At 70.6% G+C, this 21,635-nt stretch carries 20 protein-coding genes; 17 read left to right on the forward strand and 3 right to left on the reverse strand.

Annotation, left to right across the window (positions count from 1 at the left end; all coding sequences use genetic code 11):
- The first annotated feature begins 5 nt into the window (after positions 1-5).
- From KUM49_RS43840 to hypE, 13 genes are all read left to right on the forward strand, one after another.
- Entirely contained in the window at positions 6-1,790 is a 1,785-nt protein-coding gene (locus KUM49_RS43840; protein WP_217242550.1) for a nickel-dependent hydrogenase large subunit, read from the forward strand.
- Entirely contained in the window at positions 1,787-2,323 is a 537-nt protein-coding gene (locus KUM49_RS43845; RefSeq protein WP_217242551.1) for a hypothetical protein, read from the forward strand. The genes KUM49_RS43840 and KUM49_RS43845 overlap by 4 nt, the downstream gene beginning before the upstream one ends.
- Positions 2,320-2,988, forward strand: a complete 669-nt coding sequence (locus KUM49_RS43850; protein WP_217242552.1) for a DUF5947 family protein — start codon at positions 2,320-2,322, stop codon at positions 2,986-2,988. The genes KUM49_RS43845 and KUM49_RS43850 overlap by 4 nt, the downstream gene beginning before the upstream one ends.
- Entirely contained in the window at positions 2,985-3,677 is a 693-nt protein-coding gene (locus tag KUM49_RS43855) for a DUF6084 family protein (protein WP_217242553.1), read from the forward strand. The genes KUM49_RS43850 and KUM49_RS43855 overlap by 4 nt, the downstream gene beginning before the upstream one ends.
- Positions 3,674-5,104 (forward strand): hypothetical protein, encoded by a 1,431-nt coding sequence (locus KUM49_RS43860; protein WP_217242554.1) that lies wholly within the window; start codon positions 3,674-3,676, stop codon positions 5,102-5,104. Before KUM49_RS43855 ends, KUM49_RS43860 begins: the two co-directional genes overlap by 4 nt.
- Positions 5,101-5,646, forward strand: a complete 546-nt coding sequence (locus KUM49_RS43865) for a hydrogenase maturation protease (protein ID WP_217242555.1) — start codon at positions 5,101-5,103, stop codon at positions 5,644-5,646. The genes KUM49_RS43860 and KUM49_RS43865 overlap by 4 nt, the downstream gene beginning before the upstream one ends.
- Before the next feature lie 11 nt (positions 5,647-5,657).
- On the forward strand, positions 5,658-5,762 hold the full coding sequence (locus KUM49_RS50980) for a hypothetical protein (RefSeq protein WP_374200275.1): 105 nt from the start codon (positions 5,658-5,660) through the stop codon (positions 5,760-5,762).
- A gap of 125 nt (positions 5,763-5,887) precedes the next feature.
- Complete coding sequence (gene hypA / locus KUM49_RS43870) at positions 5,888-6,283, forward strand: hydrogenase maturation nickel metallochaperone HypA (RefSeq protein ID WP_217242556.1); 396 nt, start codon at positions 5,888-5,890, stop codon at positions 6,281-6,283.
- A gap of 3 nt (positions 6,284-6,286) precedes the next feature.
- On the forward strand, positions 6,287-7,072 hold the full coding sequence (gene hypB, locus KUM49_RS43875; RefSeq protein WP_217242557.1) for a hydrogenase nickel incorporation protein HypB: 786 nt from the start codon (positions 6,287-6,289) through the stop codon (positions 7,070-7,072).
- Positions 7,069-9,462 (forward strand): carbamoyltransferase HypF, encoded by a 2,394-nt coding sequence (gene hypF, locus KUM49_RS43880; protein WP_217242558.1) that lies wholly within the window; start codon positions 7,069-7,071, stop codon positions 9,460-9,462. The genes hypB and hypF overlap by 4 nt, the downstream gene beginning before the upstream one ends.
- Before the next feature lie 31 nt (positions 9,463-9,493).
- Positions 9,494-9,814, forward strand: coding sequence for a HypC/HybG/HupF family hydrogenase formation chaperone (locus KUM49_RS43885; RefSeq protein ID WP_217242559.1), 321 nt, complete (start codon positions 9,494-9,496; stop codon positions 9,812-9,814).
- Entirely contained in the window at positions 9,811-10,947 is a 1,137-nt protein-coding gene (gene hypD / locus KUM49_RS43890; RefSeq protein ID WP_217242560.1) for a hydrogenase formation protein HypD, read from the forward strand. The genes KUM49_RS43885 and hypD overlap by 4 nt, the downstream gene beginning before the upstream one ends.
- Positions 10,940-12,019, forward strand: a complete 1,080-nt coding sequence (gene hypE / locus KUM49_RS43895; protein WP_254402708.1) for a hydrogenase expression/formation protein HypE — start codon at positions 10,940-10,942, stop codon at positions 12,017-12,019. The genes hypD and hypE overlap by 8 nt, the downstream gene beginning before the upstream one ends.
- Positions 12,020-12,111: 92 nt before the next feature.
- On the opposite strand, the gene KUM49_RS43900 is transcribed toward hypE, so the two are convergent.
- Positions 12,112-12,495, reverse strand: coding sequence for a hypothetical protein (locus KUM49_RS43900; RefSeq protein ID WP_217242561.1), 384 nt, complete (start codon positions 12,493-12,495; stop codon positions 12,112-12,114).
- A 179-nt stretch (positions 12,496-12,674) separates the two neighbouring features.
- Here KUM49_RS43900 and KUM49_RS43905 point away from each other — a divergent pair, with 179 nt between their 5' ends.
- A complete protein-coding gene (locus KUM49_RS43905) occupies positions 12,675-13,433 on the forward strand; it encodes a response regulator transcription factor (RefSeq protein ID WP_217242562.1) in 759 nt (252 codons plus the stop codon).
- Positions 13,434-13,435: 2 nt separating this feature from the next.
- Complete coding sequence (locus KUM49_RS43910) at positions 13,436-14,548, forward strand: sensor histidine kinase KdpD (protein WP_217242563.1); 1,113 nt, start codon at positions 13,436-13,438, stop codon at positions 14,546-14,548.
- A gap of 80 nt (positions 14,549-14,628) precedes the next feature.
- On the opposite strand, the gene KUM49_RS43915 is transcribed toward KUM49_RS43910, so the two are convergent.
- Both KUM49_RS43915 and KUM49_RS43920 read right to left on the reverse strand, forming a co-directional pair.
- On the reverse strand, positions 14,629-16,188 hold the full coding sequence (locus KUM49_RS43915) for a carbohydrate-binding protein (protein WP_217242564.1): 1,560 nt from the start codon (positions 16,186-16,188) through the stop codon (positions 14,629-14,631).
- 290 nt (positions 16,189-16,478) lie between these two features.
- On the reverse strand, positions 16,479-17,600 hold the full coding sequence (locus KUM49_RS43920) for a glycosyl hydrolase 53 family protein (protein WP_217242565.1): 1,122 nt from the start codon (positions 17,598-17,600) through the stop codon (positions 16,479-16,481).
- Between the two features lie 308 nt (positions 17,601-17,908).
- Between KUM49_RS43920 and KUM49_RS43925 the strand changes: the two genes are divergently transcribed.
- The gene (locus KUM49_RS43925; protein WP_217242566.1) at positions 17,909-19,504 is read left to right on the forward strand and encodes an alpha/beta hydrolase; all 1,596 of its coding nucleotides are present in this window, start codon (positions 17,909-17,911) and stop codon (positions 19,502-19,504) included.
- Between the two features lie 248 nt (positions 19,505-19,752).
- The gene (locus KUM49_RS43930; RefSeq protein ID WP_217242567.1) at positions 19,753-21,435 is read left to right on the forward strand and encodes a cellulase family glycosylhydrolase; all 1,683 of its coding nucleotides are present in this window, start codon (positions 19,753-19,755) and stop codon (positions 21,433-21,435) included.
- The last annotated feature ends 200 nt before the right edge of the window (positions 21,436-21,635 follow it).

A 21,635-nucleotide genomic window follows, 5' to 3' on the forward strand; every position in this document is an offset into this window, starting at 1 on the left:
CAACGATGGCACTGACTACGAAGGCGGCCGGCGACGGCAGCGGCCTGGTGGAGATGGCCTGGGACCCGATCACACGGATCGTGGGCAGCCTGGGCATCCACACCAAGATCGACTTCAAGCAGAAGCGGGTCGCGGAGTGCTACAGCACCTCGTCGGTCTTCCGCGGCTACAGCGTCTTCATGCGCGGCAAGGACCCCCGCGACGCCCACTTCATCACCAGTCGCATCTGCGGGATCTGCGGGGACAACCACGCCACCTGCTCGGTGTACGCCCAGAACATGGCGTACGGCGTGAAACCCCCGCACCTCGCCGAGTGGATCATCAACCTCGGCGAGTCCGCGGAGTACATGTTCGACCACAACATCTTCCAGGAGAACCTGGTAGGGGTCGACTACTGCGAAAAGATGGTCAAGGAGACCAACCCCGGTGTCCTCGAACTGGCCGAGCGCACCGAGGCACCGCACGCCGGGGAGCACGGCTACCGCACCATCGCCGACATCATGCGGTCGCTGAACCCGATCGAGGGCGAGTTCTATCGCGAAGCCCTCCAGGTCAGCCGCTACACCCGGGAGATGTTCTGCCTCATGGAGGGCCGCCATGTGCACCCCTCCACGCTCTATCCGGGCGGCGTAGGAACCATCGCCTCCGTGCAGCTCTTCACGGACTACCTCAGCCGCCTGATGCGGTACGTCGAGTTCATGAAGCGGGTCGTGCCCCTGCACGACGACCTGTTCGACTTCTTCTACGAGGCCCTGCCCGGGTACGAGGAGGTCGGCCGGCGCCGCGTCCTGCTCGGCTGCTGGGGAGCGCTCAACGACCCCGAGTACTGCGACTTCACGTACGCGAACATGACCGACTGGGGCCGGCGCATGTTCGTCACGCCCGGCATCATCGTGGACGGCAAGCTCGTCACCAACGACCTCACCGAGATCAACCTCGGTATCCGCATCCTGCTGGGCAGTTCCTACTACGAGGACTGGCAGGGCCAGGAACAGTTCGTCACCCACGACCCCCTCGGGAACCCGGTCGACCCGCGCCACCCGTGGAACCAGCACACCATCCCCGCCCCGCAGAAGCGGGACTTCGACGACAAGTACAGCTGGGTCATGTCGCCCCGGTGGTTCGACGGCAAGGACCACCTCGCCCTGGACACCGGCGGCGGTCCCATCGCCCGGCTGTGGTCCACCGCCCTGTCCGGGCTCGTCGACACCGGGTACGTGAAGGCCACCGGCCACAGCGTGGTCATCAACCTGCCCCGCACGATGACCAAGCCGGAGACCACCTTCGAGTGGAAGATCCCGCAGTGGTCCAACGCGCTGGAGCGCAACCGCGCCCGCACCTACTTCCAGGCCTACACCGCCGCCGTCGCCCTGCACTTCGCGGAGAAGGGGCTGGAGGAGGTCCGGGCCGGACGCACCCAGACCTGGGAGAAGTTCGAGGTGCCGGACGAGGGCATCGGCGTCGGATTCACCGAGGCGGTGCGGGGTGTCCTCTCCCACCACATGGTGATCCGCGACGGCAAGATCGCCAACTACCACCCGTACCCGCCCACTCCCTGGAACGCCAGCACCAGGGACACCTTCGGCACGCCCGGACCCTACGAGGACGCCGTGCAGAACACGCCGATCTTCGAGGAGAACTCCCCGGAGAACTTCAAGGGCATCGACATCATGCGCGCGGTCCGCAGCTTCGACCCCTGTCTGCCGTGCGGAGTCCACATGTACGTCGGCGGCGGCAAGACCGTGCAGAAGATGCACGTGCCGACCGGCCTGAGCGGACTGGGCGGATGAGCGCGGTGACGGGGACGCGCCCCGTGAACGCGGAGCAGACCGGCCGCCGTGTCGAGGAGGTCCTGGACCGTCTGGCGGGCGCCGGTGACCCGACGGCCGCCGCGGCCGCGGAGGAACTCGTGCGGTCCCTCATGGACTTCTACGGCTCCGGCCTCGCCCGCATCCTCCAGCTGCTGCCCGCTTCCGGCGAGCCTCTCGCGAAGCTGCTCGACGACGCACTCGTCGCGAGCCTCCTCGTGCTGCACGACCTTCACCCCGAGGACCGGGACACCCGTATCGCCCGGGCCCTCGACAGCGTCCCGGACCACGCCCTGGAACTGGTGGCCTTCGACGAGGAGAGCGGCACCCTGAGGCTGCGGACGCGGGCGGGCGGCGGCTGTGGCTGCGGCAGCGGCGACAGCGCCCGGCAGGCCGCCGAGGACGCGCTCGCCTGCTTCGCACCGGAGGTCAGGGCCGTCGACGTACAGGACGCGCCCGCGGAGCCCGCCCTGCTCCAGATCGGCACCGGCCCGGCGCCGGCGAAGACCCGATGAGCGCGTCCCAGGCGCCCGTGCGGCCACCCGGTCCAGGCCCGCGGACATCCGGCCTGCGCAGGTTCCTGACCGAGCGCCCGCCGCAGCCGGAGCGGTGCGAGCTGTGCGCGGTGGCGGTGCCCGAGGAGAACCACCGCCACCTCGTCGACACCGAGAAGCGCGCCCTCGCCTGCGCCTGCGTCTCCTGCGCCCTGCTGATGGAACAGCCGGGCGCCGCGGCGGGCCGCTTCCGCGCGGTCCCGGCCCGCTACCTCACCGACCCCGGCCACCGCCTCGACGACCGTGCGTGGGAGTCGTTGCAGATCCCGGTCGGCGTCGCCTTCTTCTTCCGCAACGCGGCGCTGGACCGGCTGGTCGCCCTCTACCCCAGCCCGGCCGGAGCCACCGAGAGCGAACTCGAACCGTCCACGTGGACGGAGGTCCTGGGCGGCAGCCCGCTCGCCGATCTCCTCGAACCCGATGTGGAGGCACTGCTGCTGCGCCGCACCGACGGCCGGTGCGACTGCTACCTCGTCCCCATCGACATCTGCTACGAACTGGTCGGCCGCATGCGCCTGTTGTGGCAGGGCTTCGACGGCGGGGCCGAAGCACGGGCCGCCCTCGACGCGTTCTTCGCGGACATCGCGCGGCGCGCCCGGCCCGTGGGCGAGGTGGGCCGGTCGTGACTCGGTTCTCGTTCGCCTGCACCGGTGTCCGCGCCGACCGGTACGCCGCCGGACCGACCCTCGTCTTCCGGCTGCGCGTCACCGCGGCAGACAACGCCCGCGTGCACGCGCTCGCGCTGCGCTGTCAGATCCGTATCGAACCCGCCCGTCGTGGCTACGAGACCGCCGAGGCCGACGCCCTGGCCGATCTCTTCGGCGAGCGCTCGCGCTGGGGCAGCACCCTCCAGCCGGTGCAGTTCGCCCAGGTCTCGGTGATGGTCCCCAGCTTCACCGGAGAGATCGACACCGACCTCGTCGTGCCCTGCACCTACGACATGGACATCGCCGCCAGCCGCTACCTGGCCGCCCTCACCGACGGTGAGGTCCCGCTGCTGATGCTCTTCTCGGGTACGGCGTTCACCGGCGCGGGCGGTTTCCAGGTCGAGCCGGTCCCCTGGGACCGCGAGGCGGCCTTCCGGATGCCGGTCACCGCATGGCGGGAGATGGTCGAGCAGCACTTCCCCGGCTGCGGCTGGATCCGGCTGCCCCGCGACACCATGGACGCCCTGCTCGCCCACCGCTCCCGGCACGCACTGCCCTCCTGGGAGGCGACCGTGCGGGCCCTGCTCGAAGAGAGCGGCGCCGCGGACCCGCCCGGGACGGACCCGTTTCTCGCGCTCACCGGCACCACCGGAAGGATGGATCCGTGACCGTGACCGCGTTCGCCCCCGAGACCGAGGAGCGGTTCGCCCTCGCCCGGCAGGTGGCCGACGCCGTGCTCTTCGAGGGCTACGTGCTTTACCCGTACCGGGCATCGGCGGCCAAGAACCGGCTGCGCTGGCAGTTCGGGGTGCTCGTGCCGCCCGCCTGGGGCGCCGAGTGCGAGGAGCACGACTTCCAGCACACCGAGTGCCTGCTGGAACCGAAGGCCGGCGCGACCCTGTCGGTCGAGCTGCGCTTCCTGCACGCCCGGCGGCGGACCGTGCAGCAGGCCCGCTCGGACGGCGGCTACGACACCGTTCCCGAACTCCACCTGGACGACCGGGTGTTGGTGCCCTGGGACGAGGGGGCCGAGGAACGCGTCGAGGTGGTCGCGACGGTGGACGAACTGCTGGGGGACGGCGTCACGTTTCCCTTCGAGCGACCCGCCCGCGAGGACACCGAGCCGGTTCTGGACGCGGCCGGCCGGACCGTGGGCCGACTGGTCCGGCGGTGCGAGGAGATCAGCGGCGCCGTGCGCCTGTCCGCCGACGAACTCGACGGGCCCTACCGGGCGTTGCGGCTGACCGCCATCGTCGAGAACACCACTGACTGGACACCCCCTGAGGGCCGGAGCGCCGACCGGGACGCGGCGCTGCCGCACTCCCTGGTCGCCGCGCACCTCCTGATGGCCCTCAGCGCCGGATCGTTCCTGTCGATGACCGATCCCCCCGAGTGGGCCAAGGGAGCGACCGCCGCCTGCCGCAACCTGCACACCTGGCCCGTACTCGCCGGTGAACCCGGCCGCGCCGACCTCGTGCTGTCCTCGCCGATCATCCTGGAGGACCACCCGGCCATCGCACCGGAAAGCCCCGGCGCGCTCTACGACGCCACCGAGATCGACGAGATCCTCGCACTGCGGACCGCGGCCCTGACCGACGAGGAGAAGCGCGAGGCCCGGGGCACCGACGATCGGGCGGCCGCCGTGATCGACCTCGCGGACTCGATGCCGCCCGAGGTTCTGGAACGCCTGCACGGCGCGGTACGCAGCCTGCGGGAGGTGACCGGCGCCGCCGCGGCTCCCGCCGCCGCGGACGGGTTCCCGGACGAGTACGGAGTGCCGCGCCCGGACACCCCCTGGTGGGACCCGGCGAGCGACGCCGGCTTCGACCCGGCACAGGACCGGGTCGTCGTGGACGGCCGGTCGCTGGGCGCGGGCAGCCGCGTGCTGCTGCGACCGGGCCTGCGGCGCACCGACGCACAGGACCTGTTTCTGCAAGGGCGCAGCGCGACGGTCGAGGCGGTGCTGCACGACGTGGACGGCGGCGTCCACCTGGCGGTGACGGTCGAGGGCGATCCGGGCGCCGACATCCGCCGCGAGCAGGGCCGGTTCCTGTACTTCCAGCCCGACGAGGTCACACCGCTGGAGGACGCGTGAACCTTCCCCCACCGCCGGGCCCGAAGACCCTCGTCGCAGGCATCGGCAACATCTTCCTCGGGGACGACGGATTCGGCGTGGAGACCGCGCGCAGGCTCACCGAGCGCCAACTGCCCGCCCACGTCGAGGTCGTGGACATCGGCGTGCGCGGGGTGCACCTCGCCTACCAGCTCCTGGACGGCTACGACACCCTCGTCCTCGTGGACGCCACGGCACGCGGCGAAGCACCCGGCACGCTGTACGTGATCGAGTACGACGGCCCTGGCGCGGGCGAGCCCCAGGGCGCCCCCGCGATCGACGGCCACCGGATGACCCCCGACACCGTCCTGGCGTTGCTGGGCACGCTCTGCGCCGGGACCGGCGGCGAACCGCCGCGACGCACCCTGATCGTCGGATGCGAACCGGCCACGGTCGAGGAGGGCATCGGTCTCAGCCCGCCGGTGTCCGAGGCCGTACCCGAGGCCGTACGGCTGATCGAAGAAATGCTGCGGGACGGCGAGCCGTCCGTGGCGCGCGCTACGACCACGGAGGCTTCGAAGTGAGGAGAGACGGGATGAAGAAGACCATCGTCGGTGGGGCGGCCCTCGCCGCCGCGGCCGCACTTGTCGCACAGGTACTTCCCGACATCAGGCGCTACCTGCGGATCCGACGCATGTGAACCGGGTTCACGACGAGCGCTCCCTGACGTTGCGTCGAACGGCGTACCCGGCCGACGGCGACGGCGTGCCGGGCCGTCGAACCCGGGCAGCTCGCCTCTAATGACGGCTGGGAGGACACAGACCTATGCACGAGATGTCCGTCGCGCTCGCCGTGATCGACCAGGTGGAGAAGGCCGCGGCCCAGGCCGGTGACGTCACGGCGGTGCTGTCGGTGCGGCTTCAGGTCGGTGAACTGGCCGGTGTCGTGCCCGACTCCCTTTCCTTCTGCTTCGAACTGGCCTGCGCCGGAACCGTGCTGGAGGGCGCCGAGCTCGTCACCGAAGCGGTGCCGGGGCGGGCCCGCTGCGCGTCCTGTGCGCACGAGTGGGCCGTGGGCATGCCGCCCCGGCTGACCTGTCCCGAGTGCGGCGGGGTGGACACCGACCTGCTCTCGGGCCGGGAACTCCAGATCGCCGGCGTGCACTGGGAGGACGGCCGGACGCACGCGCAGACCCGCGAACCGATCTCCGAGGAGCGCTGAACCATGTGCCGTGTGGTCGACCTGCAGCAGGCCGTACTCGCCAAGAACGACGCGACCGCGCACACCCTGCGCGCCCGCCTCGCGGCTCGCGGCACTGCCGTCGTCAACCTGCTGTCCAGCCCCGGCAGCGGGAAGACCGCGCTGCTGGAACGCGAACTGCTGCTGGCCCGCGAGCGGTCCGTTCCGGTCGCGGCGCTGACCGCCGACCTCGCCACCGAGAACGACGCGACACGGCTGGCGCGTTCGGGCGTGCCGGTCAAGCAGGTCCTCACCGACGGCCTCTGCCACCTGGAGGCAGGGATGCTCGGCGGCCACCTCGAGGGCTGGCTGCCCGATGACACCCGGCTGCTGTTCGTGGAGAACGTCGGCAACCTGGTCTGCCCGGCCTCCTACGACCTGGGGGAGACACTGAGAGTCGTCCTCGCCTCCGTGACCGAGGGCGAGGACAAGCCGCTGAAGTACCCCACCGCCTTCGGCCTCGCCCACCTGGTCGTGGTCACCAAGACCGACATCGCCGAGGCCGTCGCGTTCGACGAGGGCGCGTTCCGCGCGAACGTGGAGCAGGTCAACCCGGGCGTCGAGGTGCTCCTGACCTCGGCACGCCGGGGCGAGGCGATCGGCGCGCTGCTCGACAGGGCGCTGGCGGCGGCGGACGGGGCGCCCGTCCACACCCCCGTCATGGCCCGCAAGCCGGACACCTCGCGAGCCGGGGAGCCCGCACATCACCACCACGGCCATGGGCACGCCGTCCCGGACGCCACCGGCTCCATGGCCCAGACCCGCTCGTGAGCGGTCCGCGGCCCTCGACCGTCGTCGCGGACGACCTGCCGCTGCGCCGTCGGGTCGTCGTTCGGGGAGTGGTGCAGGGCGTGGGCTTCCGGCCGTACGTGTACGGCCTCGCCACCGAACTCGCCCTGGCCGGACACGTGACCAACACCCCGGAGGGCGTCGTCGCCGAGGTCGAGGGAACCGCCTCGGCCGTGGCCCGGTTCTGCGAGCGGATCGCCCTCCACGCGCCCCCGCTGGCCCACGTGGAGTCCGTCCACCACAAGGAGCTGCCGGTCACCGGCGGCGGCGCGTTCACGATCCTCGCCTCCCGTACCGACGGACCGGCCCGCACCCTGGTCTCCCCGGACACGGCCACCTGCGCCGACTGCCTCCGTGAACTGGCCGATCCGGCCGACCGGCGACACCGCCACCCCTTCGTCAACTGCACCCACTGCGGACCGCGCTTCACGATCGTCACCGGTGTTCCCTACGACCGGGCGAACACCACCATGGCCGGCTTCCCGATGTGCTCCGACTGCGCCCGCGAATACGCGGATCCGGGCGACCGCCGTTTCCACGCCCAGCCGGTCGCCTGCCCCGCCTGCGGTCCGCGGCTGCGTCTGCTCGTGCCCCTGCCGCCGTTCGGCGGACGGCCGGAACACGTCGGCGGGACGGACCCGGTGGCCGAAGCCCGCGCGCTGCTCGCCCGGGGCGCGATCCTCGCCGTGAAGGGCCTGGGCGGCTACCACCTCGCCTGCGACGCCACCGACGCCGAAGCCGTCAGCCGACTGCGGCGCCGCAAGAGCCGGGGGAACAAGCCGTTCGCCCTCATGGCCAGGAGCGCGGACGAGGTCGGGCACCTCGTCCGGCTGAGTGCCGAGGAGCGCGCCATGCTGGAGAGCGGCATGAGGCCGATCGTTCTGCTGCGCCGTCGTACGAACCCGTCGTACGAGGCGGAGGCCGTGCGGCCGGCCGAGGCCGTCGCGCCCGGCAGCCCCGACCTCGGTGTGATGCTGCCGTACACACCCCTGCACCATCTGCTCCTCGGCCTGCCGGGCGACGCCGTGGGCCCCCGGCTGCTGGTGATGACCAGCGGCAACGTGGCCGGTGAACCGATCGTCACCGACGACGAGGAGGCGCTGGAGCGGCTGGCGCCCCTGGCCGACGCCTGGCTCACGCACGACCGGCCGATCCATGTGCCGTGCGACGACTCCGTGGTCCGCGTCAGCGACGGCAAGCAGCTGCTCGTCCGGCGGGCTCGCGGCTACGCCCCGCTGCCGGTCACCCTTCCACTGCCCGTGCGGCCGGCCCTCGCGGCCGGCGGCGACCTCAAGAACGCGTTCTGCCTCGGCGAGGGGCGGCGCGCCTGGCTGTCCGCGCACATCGGCGACATGGACGACCTGGGCACGCAGCGCGCCTTCGAGCGTGCCACGGCGCAACTGGAGTCCATCACCGGCGTGCGCCCCGAGACCCTGGTCGCCGACCGGCATCCCGGCTACCGCTCCGCCCGGTGGGCCGAGAGGAACGCCGCCGGGCGGCCCGTCGTGCGCGTCCAGCACCATCACGCCCATGTCGCCGCCGCGATGGCCGAGCACCAACTGGACGGCACCCGGCCGGTGATCGGCGTCGCCTTCGACGGCACGGGCCACGGCGACGACGGCGCCGTATGGGGCGGGGAGATCCTGCTCGCCGACTACGACGGCTTCGTCCGGTTCGGGCATCTCGCCTACGTCCCGCTCCCCGGTGGAGACGCGGCGGTGCGCAGGCCGTACCGGATGGCGCTGTCCCACCTGCGCGCGGCCGGCATCGGCTGGTCGGACGACCTCGCCTGTGTCGCCGTCTGCCCGCGTGACGAACTCAACGTGCTGGAGCGGCAGTTGCAGCGCAACCTGAACTGCGTCCCCACCTCCAGCATGGGCCGGCTCTTCGACGCCGTGTCCTCTCTCGCCGGCGTGTGCCATCGCGCCGGATACGAGGCCCAGGCAGCCGTGGAGCTGGAAGGCGCCGCACTGAACGCGCCCGCCGACGACCCCATCACGTACGCCTTCGCCCTGCGCACCCCGGAGCCGGACGGGGACGGAGCCGTGCGAGCCGACCCGGCACCCGTCCTCGCGGCCATCGTCGGCGATCTGCGGGCGGGTGTGGAGCCGGCCGTGGTCGCGGCCCGCTTCCACCGGGCCGTGACCGCTCTGGTGCACCGGATCTGCGTACGGGCGCGAGAGCAGCACGGGCTGGACACCGTCGCCCTGACGGGAGGCGTGTTCGCCAACACCCTGCTCTCCTCGGCCTGCGCCGACGCCCTGCGCGAGGACGGCTTCACGGTCCTGCGGCACCACCTGGTCCCGCCGGGCGACGGCGGACTGGCGCTCGGCCAGCTCATGGTGGCCGCCCGCGCCACCACCGCCCACTGACCCACGCACCACCCACAGCAAGGAGAGGCCCATGTGCCTGGCGGTACCGGGCAGAGTGCTCGACATCGAGGAACGGGACGGCACCCGCATGGCCACCGTCGACTTCGGCGGCGTGGTCAAGGAGGTGTGCCTGGAGTACCTGCCCGATCTCCAGGTCGGCGAGTACGCCATCGTCCACGTCGGATTCGCCCTGCAACGCCTGGACGAGGAGTCGGCGAAGCAGACGCTCGAACTCTTCGCCGAAATGGGCCTGTTGCAGGAGGAGTTCGGCGACCCCTGGGAACTGGCCGCGGAAGCGGGACCGGTCACCGGGCACACGGGCGAGGACACCGTCGAGGAGGTGCGGAAGTGAAGTACATCGACGAGTTCCAGGACCCCGGACTGGCGCGCCGGCTCCTCGACGACATCCACTCCACGGTCACCCGGCCCTGGGCCCTGATGGAGGTCTGCGGAGGACAGACGCACAGCATCATCCGCCACGGCATCGACCAGCTCCTGCCCAAGGAGGTCGAACTGATCCACGGTCCTGGCTGCCCCGTCTGCGTGACCCCGCTGGAAGTCATCGACAAGGCCCTGGAGATCGCCTCCCGCCCGGACGTGATCTTCTGCTCCTTCGGTGACATGCTCCGGGTGCCGGGCACCGGCCGGGACCTGTTCCAGGTCCGCAGTGAGGGCGGCGACGTACGCGTCGTCTACTCACCGCTGGACGCCCTGCGGATCGCGCAGCAGAACCCGGACCGCGAAGTGGTGTTCTTCGGCATCGGTTTCGAGACGACGGCACCCCCCAACGCCATGACCGTCCATCAGGCGCGCCGCCTGGGCATCCCGAACTTCAGCCTGCTGGTGTCCCACGTCCGCGTGCCGCCCGCCATCGAGGCGATCATGTCGGCGCCGAAGTGCCGGGTACAGGGGTTCCTGGCGGCCGGGCACGTGTGCAGCGTGATGGGCGTGGGGGAGTACCCGGAACTGGCCGAACGCTTCCACGTGCCGATCGTCGTGACCGGATTCGAGCCACTGGACATCCTCGAAGGCATCCGCCGGACCGTGCGCCAGTTGGAACGCGGCGAGCACACCGTCGACAACGCCTACGCCCGCGCCGTCCGTCCGGAGGGCAACCCGGCCGCCCGCGCCATGCTGGAGGACGTCTTCGAGGTCACCGACCGGGCGTGGCGAGGCATCGGCGTGATCCCCGACAGCGGCTGGCGGCTGGCGGAGAAGTACCGCGACCACGACGCCGAGTACCGCTTCTCCGTCGAAGGCATCCAGACCCGGGAACCGGCCGAGTGCCGCAGCGGAGAGGTGCTGCAGGGACTGCTCAAGCCGCACGAGTGCGAGGCCTTCGGAACCCTCTGCACGCCCCGCACCCCCCTGGGCGCCACCATGGTCTCCAGCGAGGGCGCCTGCGCCGCGTACTACCTCTACCGGCGCCTGGACCTGCCCTCCACCACGACCACCACGGACCGGGAGGCGAGCCCCGTTGTCTGACACCACCGACCTCGCGGCCACGGCAGTGGACCCGGCGGCCTGGACGTGCCCGGCCCCGCTGCGCGACCGCCCCCGTGTCGTCATGGGCCACGGCGGGGGCGGGGCACTGTCCGCCGAACTGGTCCAGGAGATCTTCGCGCCTGCCTACGGGGGAGCGGCGCTCGCCCAGATGGGTGATGCCGCCGCTCTCTCGCTGGGCGGCGCCCGGCTCGCCTTCTCCACCGACTCCTTCGTGGTGCGGCCGCTGTTCTTCCCCGGCGGCAGCATCGGCGACCTCGCCGTCAACGGCACCGTCAACGACCTGGCCATGAGCGGCGCCCGCGCCGCCTACCTCTCCTGCGGATTCATCCTGGAAGAGGGCGTCGAACTGGACGTCGTCTCCCGGGTGGCCGAGGCGCTGGGCGCGGCGGCCCGCACCGCCGGCGTCGAGGTGGCGACCGGCGACACCAAGGTGGTCGAGGCCGGCCACGGCGACGGGATCTTCATCAACACGGCCGGCATCGGCCTCATCCCGGAGGGCGTCGACCTGCGTCCTCAGCGGGTCGTCCCCGGCGACGTCGTGATCGTCAGCGGCGCCATCGGCGTGCACGGCGTGGCGATCATGAGCGTCCGCGAGGGCCTGGAATTCGGGGTGGAGATCGACAGCGACTGTGCGGCGCTCGGCGGCCTGGTCGACGCCATGCTCGCCGTCACCCCGGACCTGCACGTGCTGCGCGATCCCACCCGAGGCGGCCTGGCCGCCGCGCTCAACGAGATCGCGGCGGCCTCCGGTACCGGGGTGGTCATCCGGGAGCGTGACGTCCCGGTGCCGTCGGCCGTGGCCAACGCCTGCGCCATTCTGGGCCTGGACCCCATGTACGTCGCCAACGAGGGCAAGCTGGTGGCCTTCGTCCCGCGCGAGCACGCCGACGCCGTCCTCGCGGCGATGCGTGCCCATCCGCTGGGTGCGGACTCCGTGATCATCGGCGAGGCCGTCGAGACACATCCCGGCATGGTGGTGGCCCGGACCGGGCTGGGGGGCACGCGGGTCGTCGATCTGCCGATCGGGGAGCAGCTGCCGCGGATCTGCTGACGCGAGGACGATCAGGGCCTGATCCGCGGATCAGGCCCTGACCGGCCGGTGCTCGGGGCAGGCCCTGGCCCGGCCGGTGCTCGGGGCAGGCTCTAACCCGGTCGGCGCTTGGACGGCGGGTCCTGCGGGTCCACGCCGGTGAACGCGGAAGCGTCCCTCGTGCCGCTGGGGCGCTTGGAGCGGCCCTTGCGTTCGGTGTCCCGCATGCCCTTCTCGTTCTCGCCGCCGTACTCCTCGCCGCGTGCACTGTCGCTTTCGACCGTGTCACCAGGAACGGACTTCGTCTCCTCCTTGGACTTCTTCCGGCCCGGCCCCTTGCCACCGGCTTGCTCGGCGTCGAAGGAGCGGCGAGCGCTCGGGTTGTCCTGCTGCCGGGTCTCATCCACATCGGGCGACCAGCCGTGCTGCCCGGTGCCCTGGTGACGGCTCGGGCCCTTTCCGTGGGAGGGCTCGGACGAGGGTGTTTTCTTCGGCATGGGCCGACCTGCCTGTTCAGTGGGGGGGACGCCGGTCACGCGTCGCCGCGATGGGGAAATTATCCCTCTTTGTCATATTTCAGGCACATTGTGCGGGCTGTGGTCCGAGTGTTCTTACGAAACGAGGACATCGAGGCCGGCGCTCCGTGCGGGAGCGAGGCCGGTGGGAGGGTGGGGGCATGCAGCAGTCGTACGCATCTCCAGGCCCCGGACCCGTTCCGCGCGGGCCCATGGACGCGGGCCGCTTTCTCGCCGCGGATGACGACCTCACCGCCCCCACCGTCGCCGAGGTCGTCCCCGGCCGTCTCGACCGCGCCGGACACGGGGTGGGCAGGGCAGAGGACGGGCCGTCCGCGCTCACATGTGCCGCCGCGCACCGGCCGGACCCGGTCGTGCTGGACCTGACGCTGCCCGGCATGGACGGCCTGGGGGTCTGCCGCCGTATACGCGCCCGCGGCCCCGTGCCGGTCGTCACGCTCACCGCCCGCGGCGACGAAGGCGACCGGATCCTGGGCCGGGAGGCGGGCGCCGCCGACTACGTGACGAAGCCCTTCGGTCCCCGTGAACCGGCGCTGCGGGTCGCATCAGTGCCGCGCCGGAGCCGACCCGCCGTCGCGGCTCGGCCCGTGCACGCGCCGGGCCTCGCCGCCACCCCGGCCGCCCCCCGCGCCACCAAGAACGCCACCGAACACGGCCTCACCCTCCGCCAGTTCGACCCGTCCGCCTTCCTGTTGCGCCACCACGGGCGCGCCCACAGCCGGGATGAGCCGATGCGCGAGGCCGGGGCCGGGGACTTCGACGACCTGTCCACCGGCACCGCCCATGCGCGCGGGCCGCGGGGCGAGGTGGAGGAGGGCCCGGCCCCGGACCGGCTGATCCAGACGGTGTGGGCCGTGGGCCACCGCCTTGACACCACGCCCCGCGAGGAGGCGGTCTGAGCATGCGCGACACCCTCCTCATCGCCCTCTTCGCCTTCCTCGGCGCCGTCACGGCCGGGCTGCTCGGGGCGGGCGCACTGTGGCTGATCCGGCGACGCTCGCTGACCGCGTCCCTCGCCGTGGTCTCCGCCGTGGCCGTGACCGCCATGCTCGCGGGCACGCTGGCCGTGGCGCAGGCGATGTTCCTGTCCTCGCACGACCTGAGCGTCGTCACCACGGTCGTCGCGATGGCGGCGGTCGTCTCCCTGGCCACCGCGCTGCTGCTCGGCCGCTGGGTCGTCGCCCGCAGCCGGGCGCTCACCGCCGCCGCCCGTTCCTTCGGTGACGGCGGTCATTTCGCGGCTCCCGACGGCCCGGCCACCGCCGAACTCTCGGCACTCAGCAGGGAGTTGGCCGCCACCAGTGCCAAGCTGGCCGAGTCCCGCGATCGCGAGCGGGCCCTGGAGACATCGAGACGCGAACTCGTCGCCTGGATCTCGCACGACCTGCGCACGCCCCTCGCCGGGCTGCGCGCCATGTCCGAGGCCCTGGAGGACGGCGTCGCCGCCGACCCGCAGCGCTACCTCCGCCAGATGCGCACGGAGGTCGAACGCCTCAACGACATGGTGGGGGACCTCTTCGAGCTCTCCCGCATCCACGCCGGGGCGCTCGCCCTCTCCCCTTCCCGTATCTCCGTGTACGACCTGGTCGGCGACGCCCTCGCGGGAGCGGACGCCCTCGCCCGCGAGTACGGGGTGGTGCTGGTCGGTGACCGCATCGAGCCGGTACCGGTCGAGGTGGACGGCAAGGAGATGAGCCGGGTGCTGGGCAATCTCCTGGTCAACGCGATCCGCCGGACCCCGTCCGACGGTACGGTCGCGGTCGCCGCCGAGCGCTCCCTGGACGGGGTGGTCCTGTCCGTCACCGACGGCTGCGGCGGCATCCCCGAGGAGGACCTGCCGCGGGTCTTCGACACCGGCTGGCGCGGCACGCACGCCCGTACCCCACCCGCCGGCGCCGGTCTGGGCCTCGCCATCGTCCGGGGCATCGTGGAGGCCCACCGCGGCCGGGCCGCCGTGCGCAACGTCCCCGGCGGCTGCCGCTTCGAAGTGACGCTCCCCGCGGCCGAGGCCTGATCGGGGAGCGTCCCTTCGGGCGGGGAGCCCGACGTGGACCGGCACCGGACCTTTGCCGGCCTCGACACCTTCTACTGGTTCTACTTGCCGAAGGTCACGACGAGGCGTCCGTCCGAAGCGTAGGACCACTTCATCGCGCCGGTGGAGGAGGAGCACCGGGAGCCGTTCGAGCCGGACCAGAACTGGTTGGTGCTGTCGGAGTTGCCGATGATCCGGTCGTTGGTGCCGCTGCCGCTGCGGCACGAGGTGTTGTCGCGGAAGACCGACGTGCCGCCGTCGAAGCTGAAGTTGCGCTCGGTGTTGTCGATGCTGAGGTTGCCCGACACGGCCATCGAGCCGGGGTTGCTGTTCCAGGTGAACCCGTGCTTGCCGTTGTGGTAGGCGATGCTGCGCCGGACGATGTGGTTCACCGCGATGTCGTCGCCGCCCAGCTTGTAGCCGTTGCGGTCACCGTTGCCGGCCTGGGAGCCGTCGGTGAGGGTGCCGTTGTCGTAGGCGAGGGAGTCCTCGATGGTCACCGCGCCGATGGGTCCGGTGTCGGTCTTGGTGTAGAGGTCCCAGCCGTCGTCGATGTTGTTGTGGGCAACGGCGTAGCGGAACACGTTGCCGGGTCCGGAGGTGAGCTTCGCGGCGAAGCCGTCGGCGTCCTCGCCGTCGGAGTCGGCGTTGTCGTGCGACTCGGCGCTCAGGACGAGGTTGTTGGACGGCCACTGGCTGCTGGGCGTGCTGGAGAGCATCCGTGAGAGCTGCAGGCCGGTGTCCCGGTTGAAGCGCGTCACCGTGCGCTCGAAGATGTTGTCGCTGCCGCCGACGAAGATCCCGTTGTCACCGGCACGTTCCACGACCAGGCCCTTGACGTGCCAGTACGAGCCGTTCACCGCGAGTCCGCGGTTCGCGGGGTCCTCTGTCTGGGCGGAGAAGTTCAGTACCGGCGTCTCACCCGGGTAGGCGGCCAGTTCCGTACGGTCGCTCGCCGTGCCGTTGTTGCCCGCCGGGACGGTGACCGTCTGCGAGTAGCGGTAGGTGCCGCCGCGCATGTAGATCGTCCCGCCGGGGGTGATCCGGCTGATCGCCGAGGTGAGCGTGGTCGGGGCCGCCTGCGTTCCGGCGGCGCCGTCGGTGCCGTTCGGCGCCACGTACAGGGCGGAGCCCGTCGGTGGCGTGGTGGTGCCGCCCACCTCGGCGTCGAGGTAGTCGATGTTGGGCAGGCCGACGGCGGCGGTGGGGCTGAGCCGGACGGTGTTGCTGCCCGAATTCACCGGTACCGTCAGCGTCCTGGTCGTCCACGCGCCCCACGTGCCGGTGGACTCGAACGACGCCGTCGTGACCGTGGAGCCGTTCACGATGACGTTCGCGGTGCGTGCGGTGGTGGTTCCGTTGGCGAAGCGGACGCTCAGTGTCGCCGTGCCCGCGGTGGCGGCGTTCACGGTGAACTGGGCGTGCGCGCCGACCGCGTTGTTGGCGTTGCAGAAGCCGCTGCCGGAGTAGCCGGCCCAGTCGGAGTCGATGGTGCCGGTGCAGACCGCCGGGGAACTCTCGGCCTCGTAGCGGGTGGGAGCTGCCTGCGCCGTGGTGCCGGAAACCACGACGAGTGTGCCGGTCAGCAGGCTGATGGACGCGATGACGGGTCTCAGTTGCATCGTTCGTCTCCAGGTGGGTTGTCTCGTCCGACCAGGGGCGGCTCGGTGAACGGGGCCAACCGGGTGCCGTGATGCGGCTTGTTCGGCATCATGAATGGGGCAGGACGCCGAACCTTGCACCCAGCTGGGAGAAAGCGCTTTCCCCGGACGGTAGAGGGGTCGCCGTGAACGCGTCAACGGTCGTGTACATGATCGTTGTTCACAGGGGTGAACTCCAATGAGTCGGTCCCGGGCAAACGAAACGGCACCGTCCGCAGACGGTGCCGTTCGCTACTGCTGGATTTCGGGGACTACGGCGTCCACTTGACGTTCGGGTTCAGCTGGCCGGTCCAGTTGAAGATGGCCATGTTGTCCCAGCCGTTGCCGCTGTTGTTGATGTCGGCCGGATCCCAGCCGTTGCCCTTGACCGCGTACCAGGTCGGTTCCCAGTAGAAGACGCCGATCGCGCCGGCGTTGCGGGCCGTGTTCTGCACGGCGGTGAAGTTGTCGGCCTGGCCCTGCCAGGTGAGCGGGTAGCCCGAGCAGCCGGAGTTGATCGAGTTGGTGGTGCTGTCCGCGTCCGCCGAGGTGAACGGGTACGCGGTCTCGGCGATGACGACGTCCTTGCCGTACCGGGACTTCACGTCGGACACCACGCTGCCCATGTTGGCCAGCGTGCCGTGCCACGGGCAGTAGTAGGACAGCCCGGTGATGTCCCAGTTGACGCCCTTGGCCTTGATGCCGTCGTAGAACCAGCGGGCATGCGCGTCGCTGTCCGAGTTGGCGGTGTGGATGATCACCTTGGTGCCGCTGTTGCAGGCCTTGGTCGCGTTGTAGCCCGACTTGAGGAGCAGGCTGAGGTTGGTGAAGTCGTTGTTCACCACCCTGCCCTCGTTCCACAGCATGCCGACGTTGATCTCGTTGCCGATCTGCACGCTGTCCGGGGTGGTGCCCTGGGACTTGAGGCTGTTGCAGACGTCGTACGTGTAGTCGTAGACGTCGGTCTGCAACTGTCCGATGTTGTGGCTGGACCAAGCCGCGGGCTTGTACTGCTTGCCCGGGTCGGCCCAGGTGTCGGAGTAGTGGAAGTCGACCAGCAGCTTGAGGCCCCTGGCCTTGACCTGCTTCGCGTAGGCCAGCACCTTCGCCTTGTTGTTGTAGCCACTGGCCGGGTTGTTCCATACCCGCAGGCGGACGTAGTTCACGCCGGCGCCCTTGAGGATGTCGAGCGGGTCCTTGGCGGTGCCGCTCGCGTCGTAGTACTTGGCGCCGAGATCGAGGGCCCGCTGCGCGGTCGAGACATCGGCGCCGAGCATGGTGAGGGTGCCCGCGGCGGAGGCGGTCGTGGGGGTGGTGAGCAGGGACGCGGGCAGGGCGACGGCTGCCATGAGCAGGGCGGCCTTCACTGTGCGACCTGGACCGTTCACGGTCATCCCGAACTCCTTTGATCGAGACGTGCGAGCCGAGCGGGGGCTTGGCATGCGCATGTTGCGGTTTCCGTGAACGTTCACAGTAAGGGAGGTAACAAGGGCTGTAAATATATGTGTCGCGCGGATTTCGTACAGGTCGCAGGCCTAATGCTGATGCGGCCTGCTTGGGTACGTGCACAGTCATAGATCACCAGGTGGTCCGGGTGTCCTGGGCACCGTTATCTGATTGATCATCAATTTCCTTGTTCCGCAAGGAGGTTCGGGCCATGCTGTGATCCGTCTGTGAACTCCTGATTCATGGAGGAACATCTGTGACGTCCAACCCCCCACCGACCTCACGCCCGACAGGCCGCCGAAGACTGGCCGTCGGAGCACTGGTCACCGCACTGTTCGGCCAGTTGCTCGCCGGAACCGCCGTCGCAGCACCCTCGGCCACGACGCCGTCACCCGGGCGAATAGCCTGGGAACCCTGCCAATCCCCGACCGGTGAGGGCACCTTCGAGTGCGCCACCATCAAGGTCCCCGTGGACTGGAAGCGGCCGAGCGGCGCCACCATCGACCTGGCCCTCGCCCGTCACCTGGCGACCGACCCCGAACACCGGATCGGCTCGCTGCTGATCAACCCCGGCGGCCCGGGCGGCTCCGGGGTGGGCTTCGCGTTCAGCGCGCCCAACTCCTTCTCGCCCGAACTGCTGGAGCGCTTCGACATCGTGGGCTTCGACCCGCGCGGCGTCGGCCTCAGCAACCCGGTGATGTGCGACGAGGACCGGGTGGCCGAGCAGGGCGGACTCCTCTACCCGGACAGCGCCTCCTCCTTCGCCGCCCTGCGTGAGGCGAACCGTGCGCTCGGCGAGAACTGCCGCGACCTCACCGGGCCGCTCGTCGACAACATGGACACCGCGAGCGTCATCCGCGACATGGAGGCGATCCGGGCCGGCCTCGGCGAGAAGCGGATCAGCTACTACGGCGTGTCCTACGGCACCGGGATCGGCCAGCAGTACGCCGAGCGCTACCCGCACCGGGTCCGTGCCATGACGATCGACTCGAACATGGACCACAGCCTCAACCCGTGGACCTACCAGAAGACCGAGACCGTCGCGATGGAGGAGTCGTACGGCCAGTTCGCCGACTGGTGCGCGCGGACCGCCTCCTGCGTGCTGCACGACCAGGACGCCCGTGCCCTGTTCGACTCGCTCTACAAGCGGGCCGACGCCGGTGAGCTGGTCCTGCCGGGCGACCCGCCCTACACCTTCACCACCCAGGACCTCCAGGGCCTCGCCTTCGGCTACATGTACGACCCGGCCACCTGGTTCCAGTTCGCCGAGGACCTCGCCTACCTGGACGCCCCCGACCCCGCGGCGGCACGGTCCCTCGGCAAGCGCGGCGAGCCGACGGAATTCGCGTACCTCCCGGTGATGTGCCAGGACTACGACTTCGACGTGCCGTCCTACGGCACGCTCGCCCGCTTCGAACGCCAACTGGCCCGCCTCGCCCCGGTCACCCGGCTCAGCTCCCTCGCCTGGACGGACCTGACCGGCTGCCAGAACTGGCCGACCGAGGTGACCAACCCGCCCCACCGGCTTCGCGTCGACGGCACCCCGCCGATCCTGGTGACCAACAGCCGGTACGACGTGGCCACCCCGCACTCCTGGGGGTCCAACGCGGCCCGCCAGATCGGCCGCGAGGCCGTGTTCCTCACGTACGACGGTGTCGGGCACGGCGACTACTGGCTGAGCCCCTGTGCGCGTGACGCCATCGACACCTACCTGATCACCCTCAAGACCCCCCGCAAGGACACCCATTGCCCTGCGGTCTGGCCGGCCGGGCCCTCCGCCCAACGGCAGTCGCCGAGCGGAGGTCTCGTCAACCCGCTGCCCGAGCTGCTGGGCACGGGAGCGCGCCGGTGAGCCGCGTGACGCGGCCTGCTCCGGCGCGGTGGTGAGCGCGGCCTGGTCCGACGCGGCCGTGAACGCGGTCTGATCGGACGAGGTCGTGAGTGAGGGGGCGCGGTCCCGGTCGGGGCCGCGCCCCCTCGTGTGCCACGTGACGATGCGTGCGCGATGTCTTGACGTGTACTTGGCATAGTGGCTTCATGGGAGCGCTCCCATGACACTGCTGATGCCTGAGTTTCTCGGCGCTCACCCCTGGAGTCGCAATGAGAACGAGAAGAAGCACGACACGAAAGGACCCGTTGGGCCGTCTGCTGACCGGCCTCGCCACCCTGCTCGGCCTCGTGGTGCTCGGCGTCCTCTCCCCTGTCGCAGCCCAAGCCCAAGTCAAAGCCCAAGCCCAAGTTCAGGACCAAGCGCAGGCCGCCGGCCTGCACATCAGTGACGGCCGTCTGCTGGAGGGCAACGGCAACGACTTCGTCATGCGCGGCGTCAACCACGCCCACACCTGGTACCCGGGCGAGACGCAGTCGCTGGCCGACATCAAGGCGCTGGGCGCCAACAGCGTCCGCGTCGTGCTCTCCGACGGCCACCGCTGGACCGAGAACAGCCCCGCCGACGTGGCGAACGTCGTCGACCAGTGCAAGGCCAACCGGCTGATCTGCGTACTCGAGGTGCACGACACCACCGGCTACGGAGAGGAGGCCGCGGCCGGAACGCTCGACCACGCCGCCGACTACTGGATCGGTCTCAAGGACGTACTCGCCGGCGAAGAGAACTACGTCATCATCAACATCGGCAACGAGCCCTGGGGCAACACCAACCCTGCCGGCTGGACCGACCCCACGATCGCGGCCGTGAAGAAGCTGCGCACCGCCGGCTTCGAGCACACGATCATGGTGGACGCGCCCAACTGGGGCCAGGACTGGCAGGGTGTCATGCGCGCCAACGCCCAGTCCGTCTACGACGCCGACGTCACCGGCAACCTGATCTTCTCGATCCACATGTACAGCGTCTACGACACCGCCCAGGAGATCACCGACTACCTGAACGCCTTCGTCGACGCCCAACTGCCCATCCTGATCGGGGAGTTCGGTGGGCCGGCCGACCAGTGGGGCGACCCCGACGAGGACACCATGATGGCCACCGCCGAGGCGCTCGACCTCGGCTATCTGGCCTGGTCCTGGAGCGGGAACACCGACCCGATCCTCGACCTGTCGATCGGCTTCGACCCCGACCGGCTCAGCTCCTGGGGTCAGCGCATCTTCAACGGCGCCAACGGCATCGCCCAGACCTCCGAGGAAGCCACCGTGTTCGGCGGCGGCAACCCGGGGGACACCCAGGCCCCGACCGCTCCCGGCGCCCCGACCGCATCCTCCGTGACGGCCACCTCCGCCGCCCTCACCTGGAGCGCGGCCACCGACAACGTCGGCGTCGCCGGCTATGACGTGGTCCGCGTCAGCGGCGGCACCGAGACCAAGGTCGCCGCCTCCGCCACCAACTCGGTGACGGTGACCGGCCTGACCGCCGCCACGTCGTACACCTTTGCCGTCTACGCCCGGGACGCGGCCGGGAACCGCTCGGCCCGCTCGGCCACGGTGACCGTCAGCACGGGCAGCGCCCCGAGCGGGAACTGCTCCGTCGCCTACCGCGCCACCAACGAGTGGTCCGGCGGCTTCCAGGGCGAGATCGTCATCCGCAACACCGGTACCGCCGCCATCAGCGGCTGGACGCTCGGCTTCAGCTTCGCCAACGGCCAGACCGTCAACAACATGTGGGGCGGGACGCCCACCCAGAGCGGCGGCACGGTGAGCGTCGCCCCCGCGTCCTACACCTCCACCATCCCGGCCGCGGGCTCGGTCACCCTCGGCTTCATCGCAACCAAGGGCACCACCAACACCGCGCCGACCGCGTTCACGCTCAACGGGACGGCCTGCGCCACGTCTTGACCCGAGACCTGGCCGGTCTTCCTGTTGTACCGGCAGTCGTCATGGACGTGTGCGAAGCGCGTCCATGACGACTGCCGCGTCCGCATCGGTCCCGGGCGCGCGATCAGGCGTCATGCGGCCCGCGCATCTCACATACGTCACCGACATTGGTGTAGGTGACATTCATATTGGTCTACTGCTCGGGACAGAGAGCCTGTCGT

This window comes from Streptomyces sp. AC555_RSS877 (assembly GCF_019049245.1).
In the GTDB taxonomy this organism is placed as follows: domain Bacteria; phylum Actinomycetota; class Actinomycetes; order Streptomycetales; family Streptomycetaceae; genus Streptomyces.

Bases quoted from the DNA above. Each gene is read 5' to 3' on its own strand.
- KUM49_RS43840 (WP_217242550.1), top strand. From the start codon at position 6: ATGGCACTGACTACGAAGGCGGCCGGCGACGGCAGCGGCCTGGTGGAG.
- KUM49_RS43845 (WP_217242551.1), top strand. From the start codon at position 1,787: ATGAGCGCGGTGACGGGGACGCGCCCCGTGAACGCGGAGCAGACCGGC.
- KUM49_RS43850 (WP_217242552.1), top strand. From the start codon at position 2,320: ATGAGCGCGTCCCAGGCGCCCGTGCGGCCACCCGGTCCAGGCCCGCGG.
- KUM49_RS50980 (WP_374200275.1), top strand. From the start codon at position 5,658: ATGAAGAAGACCATCGTCGGTGGGGCGGCCCTCGCCGCCGCGGCCGCA.
- hypA (WP_217242556.1), top strand. From the start codon at position 5,888: ATGCACGAGATGTCCGTCGCGCTCGCCGTGATCGACCAGGTGGAGAAG.
- hypB (WP_217242557.1), top strand. From the start codon at position 6,287: ATGTGCCGTGTGGTCGACCTGCAGCAGGCCGTACTCGCCAAGAACGAC.
- KUM49_RS43885 (WP_217242559.1), top strand. From the start codon at position 9,494: ATGTGCCTGGCGGTACCGGGCAGAGTGCTCGACATCGAGGAACGGGAC.
- KUM49_RS43900 (WP_217242561.1), bottom strand. From the start codon at position 12,495: ATGCCGAAGAAAACACCCTCGTCCGAGCCCTCCCACGGAAAGGGCCCG.
- KUM49_RS43905 (WP_217242562.1), top strand. From the start codon at position 12,675: ATGCAGCAGTCGTACGCATCTCCAGGCCCCGGACCCGTTCCGCGCGGG.
- KUM49_RS43910 (WP_217242563.1), top strand. From the start codon at position 13,436: ATGCGCGACACCCTCCTCATCGCCCTCTTCGCCTTCCTCGGCGCCGTC.
- KUM49_RS43915 (WP_217242564.1), bottom strand. From the start codon at position 16,188: ATGCAACTGAGACCCGTCATCGCGTCCATCAGCCTGCTGACCGGCACA.
- KUM49_RS43920 (WP_217242565.1), bottom strand. From the start codon at position 17,600: ATGACCGTGAACGGTCCAGGTCGCACAGTGAAGGCCGCCCTGCTCATG.
- KUM49_RS43930 (WP_217242567.1), top strand. From the start codon at position 19,753: ATGAGAACGAGAAGAAGCACGACACGAAAGGACCCGTTGGGCCGTCTG.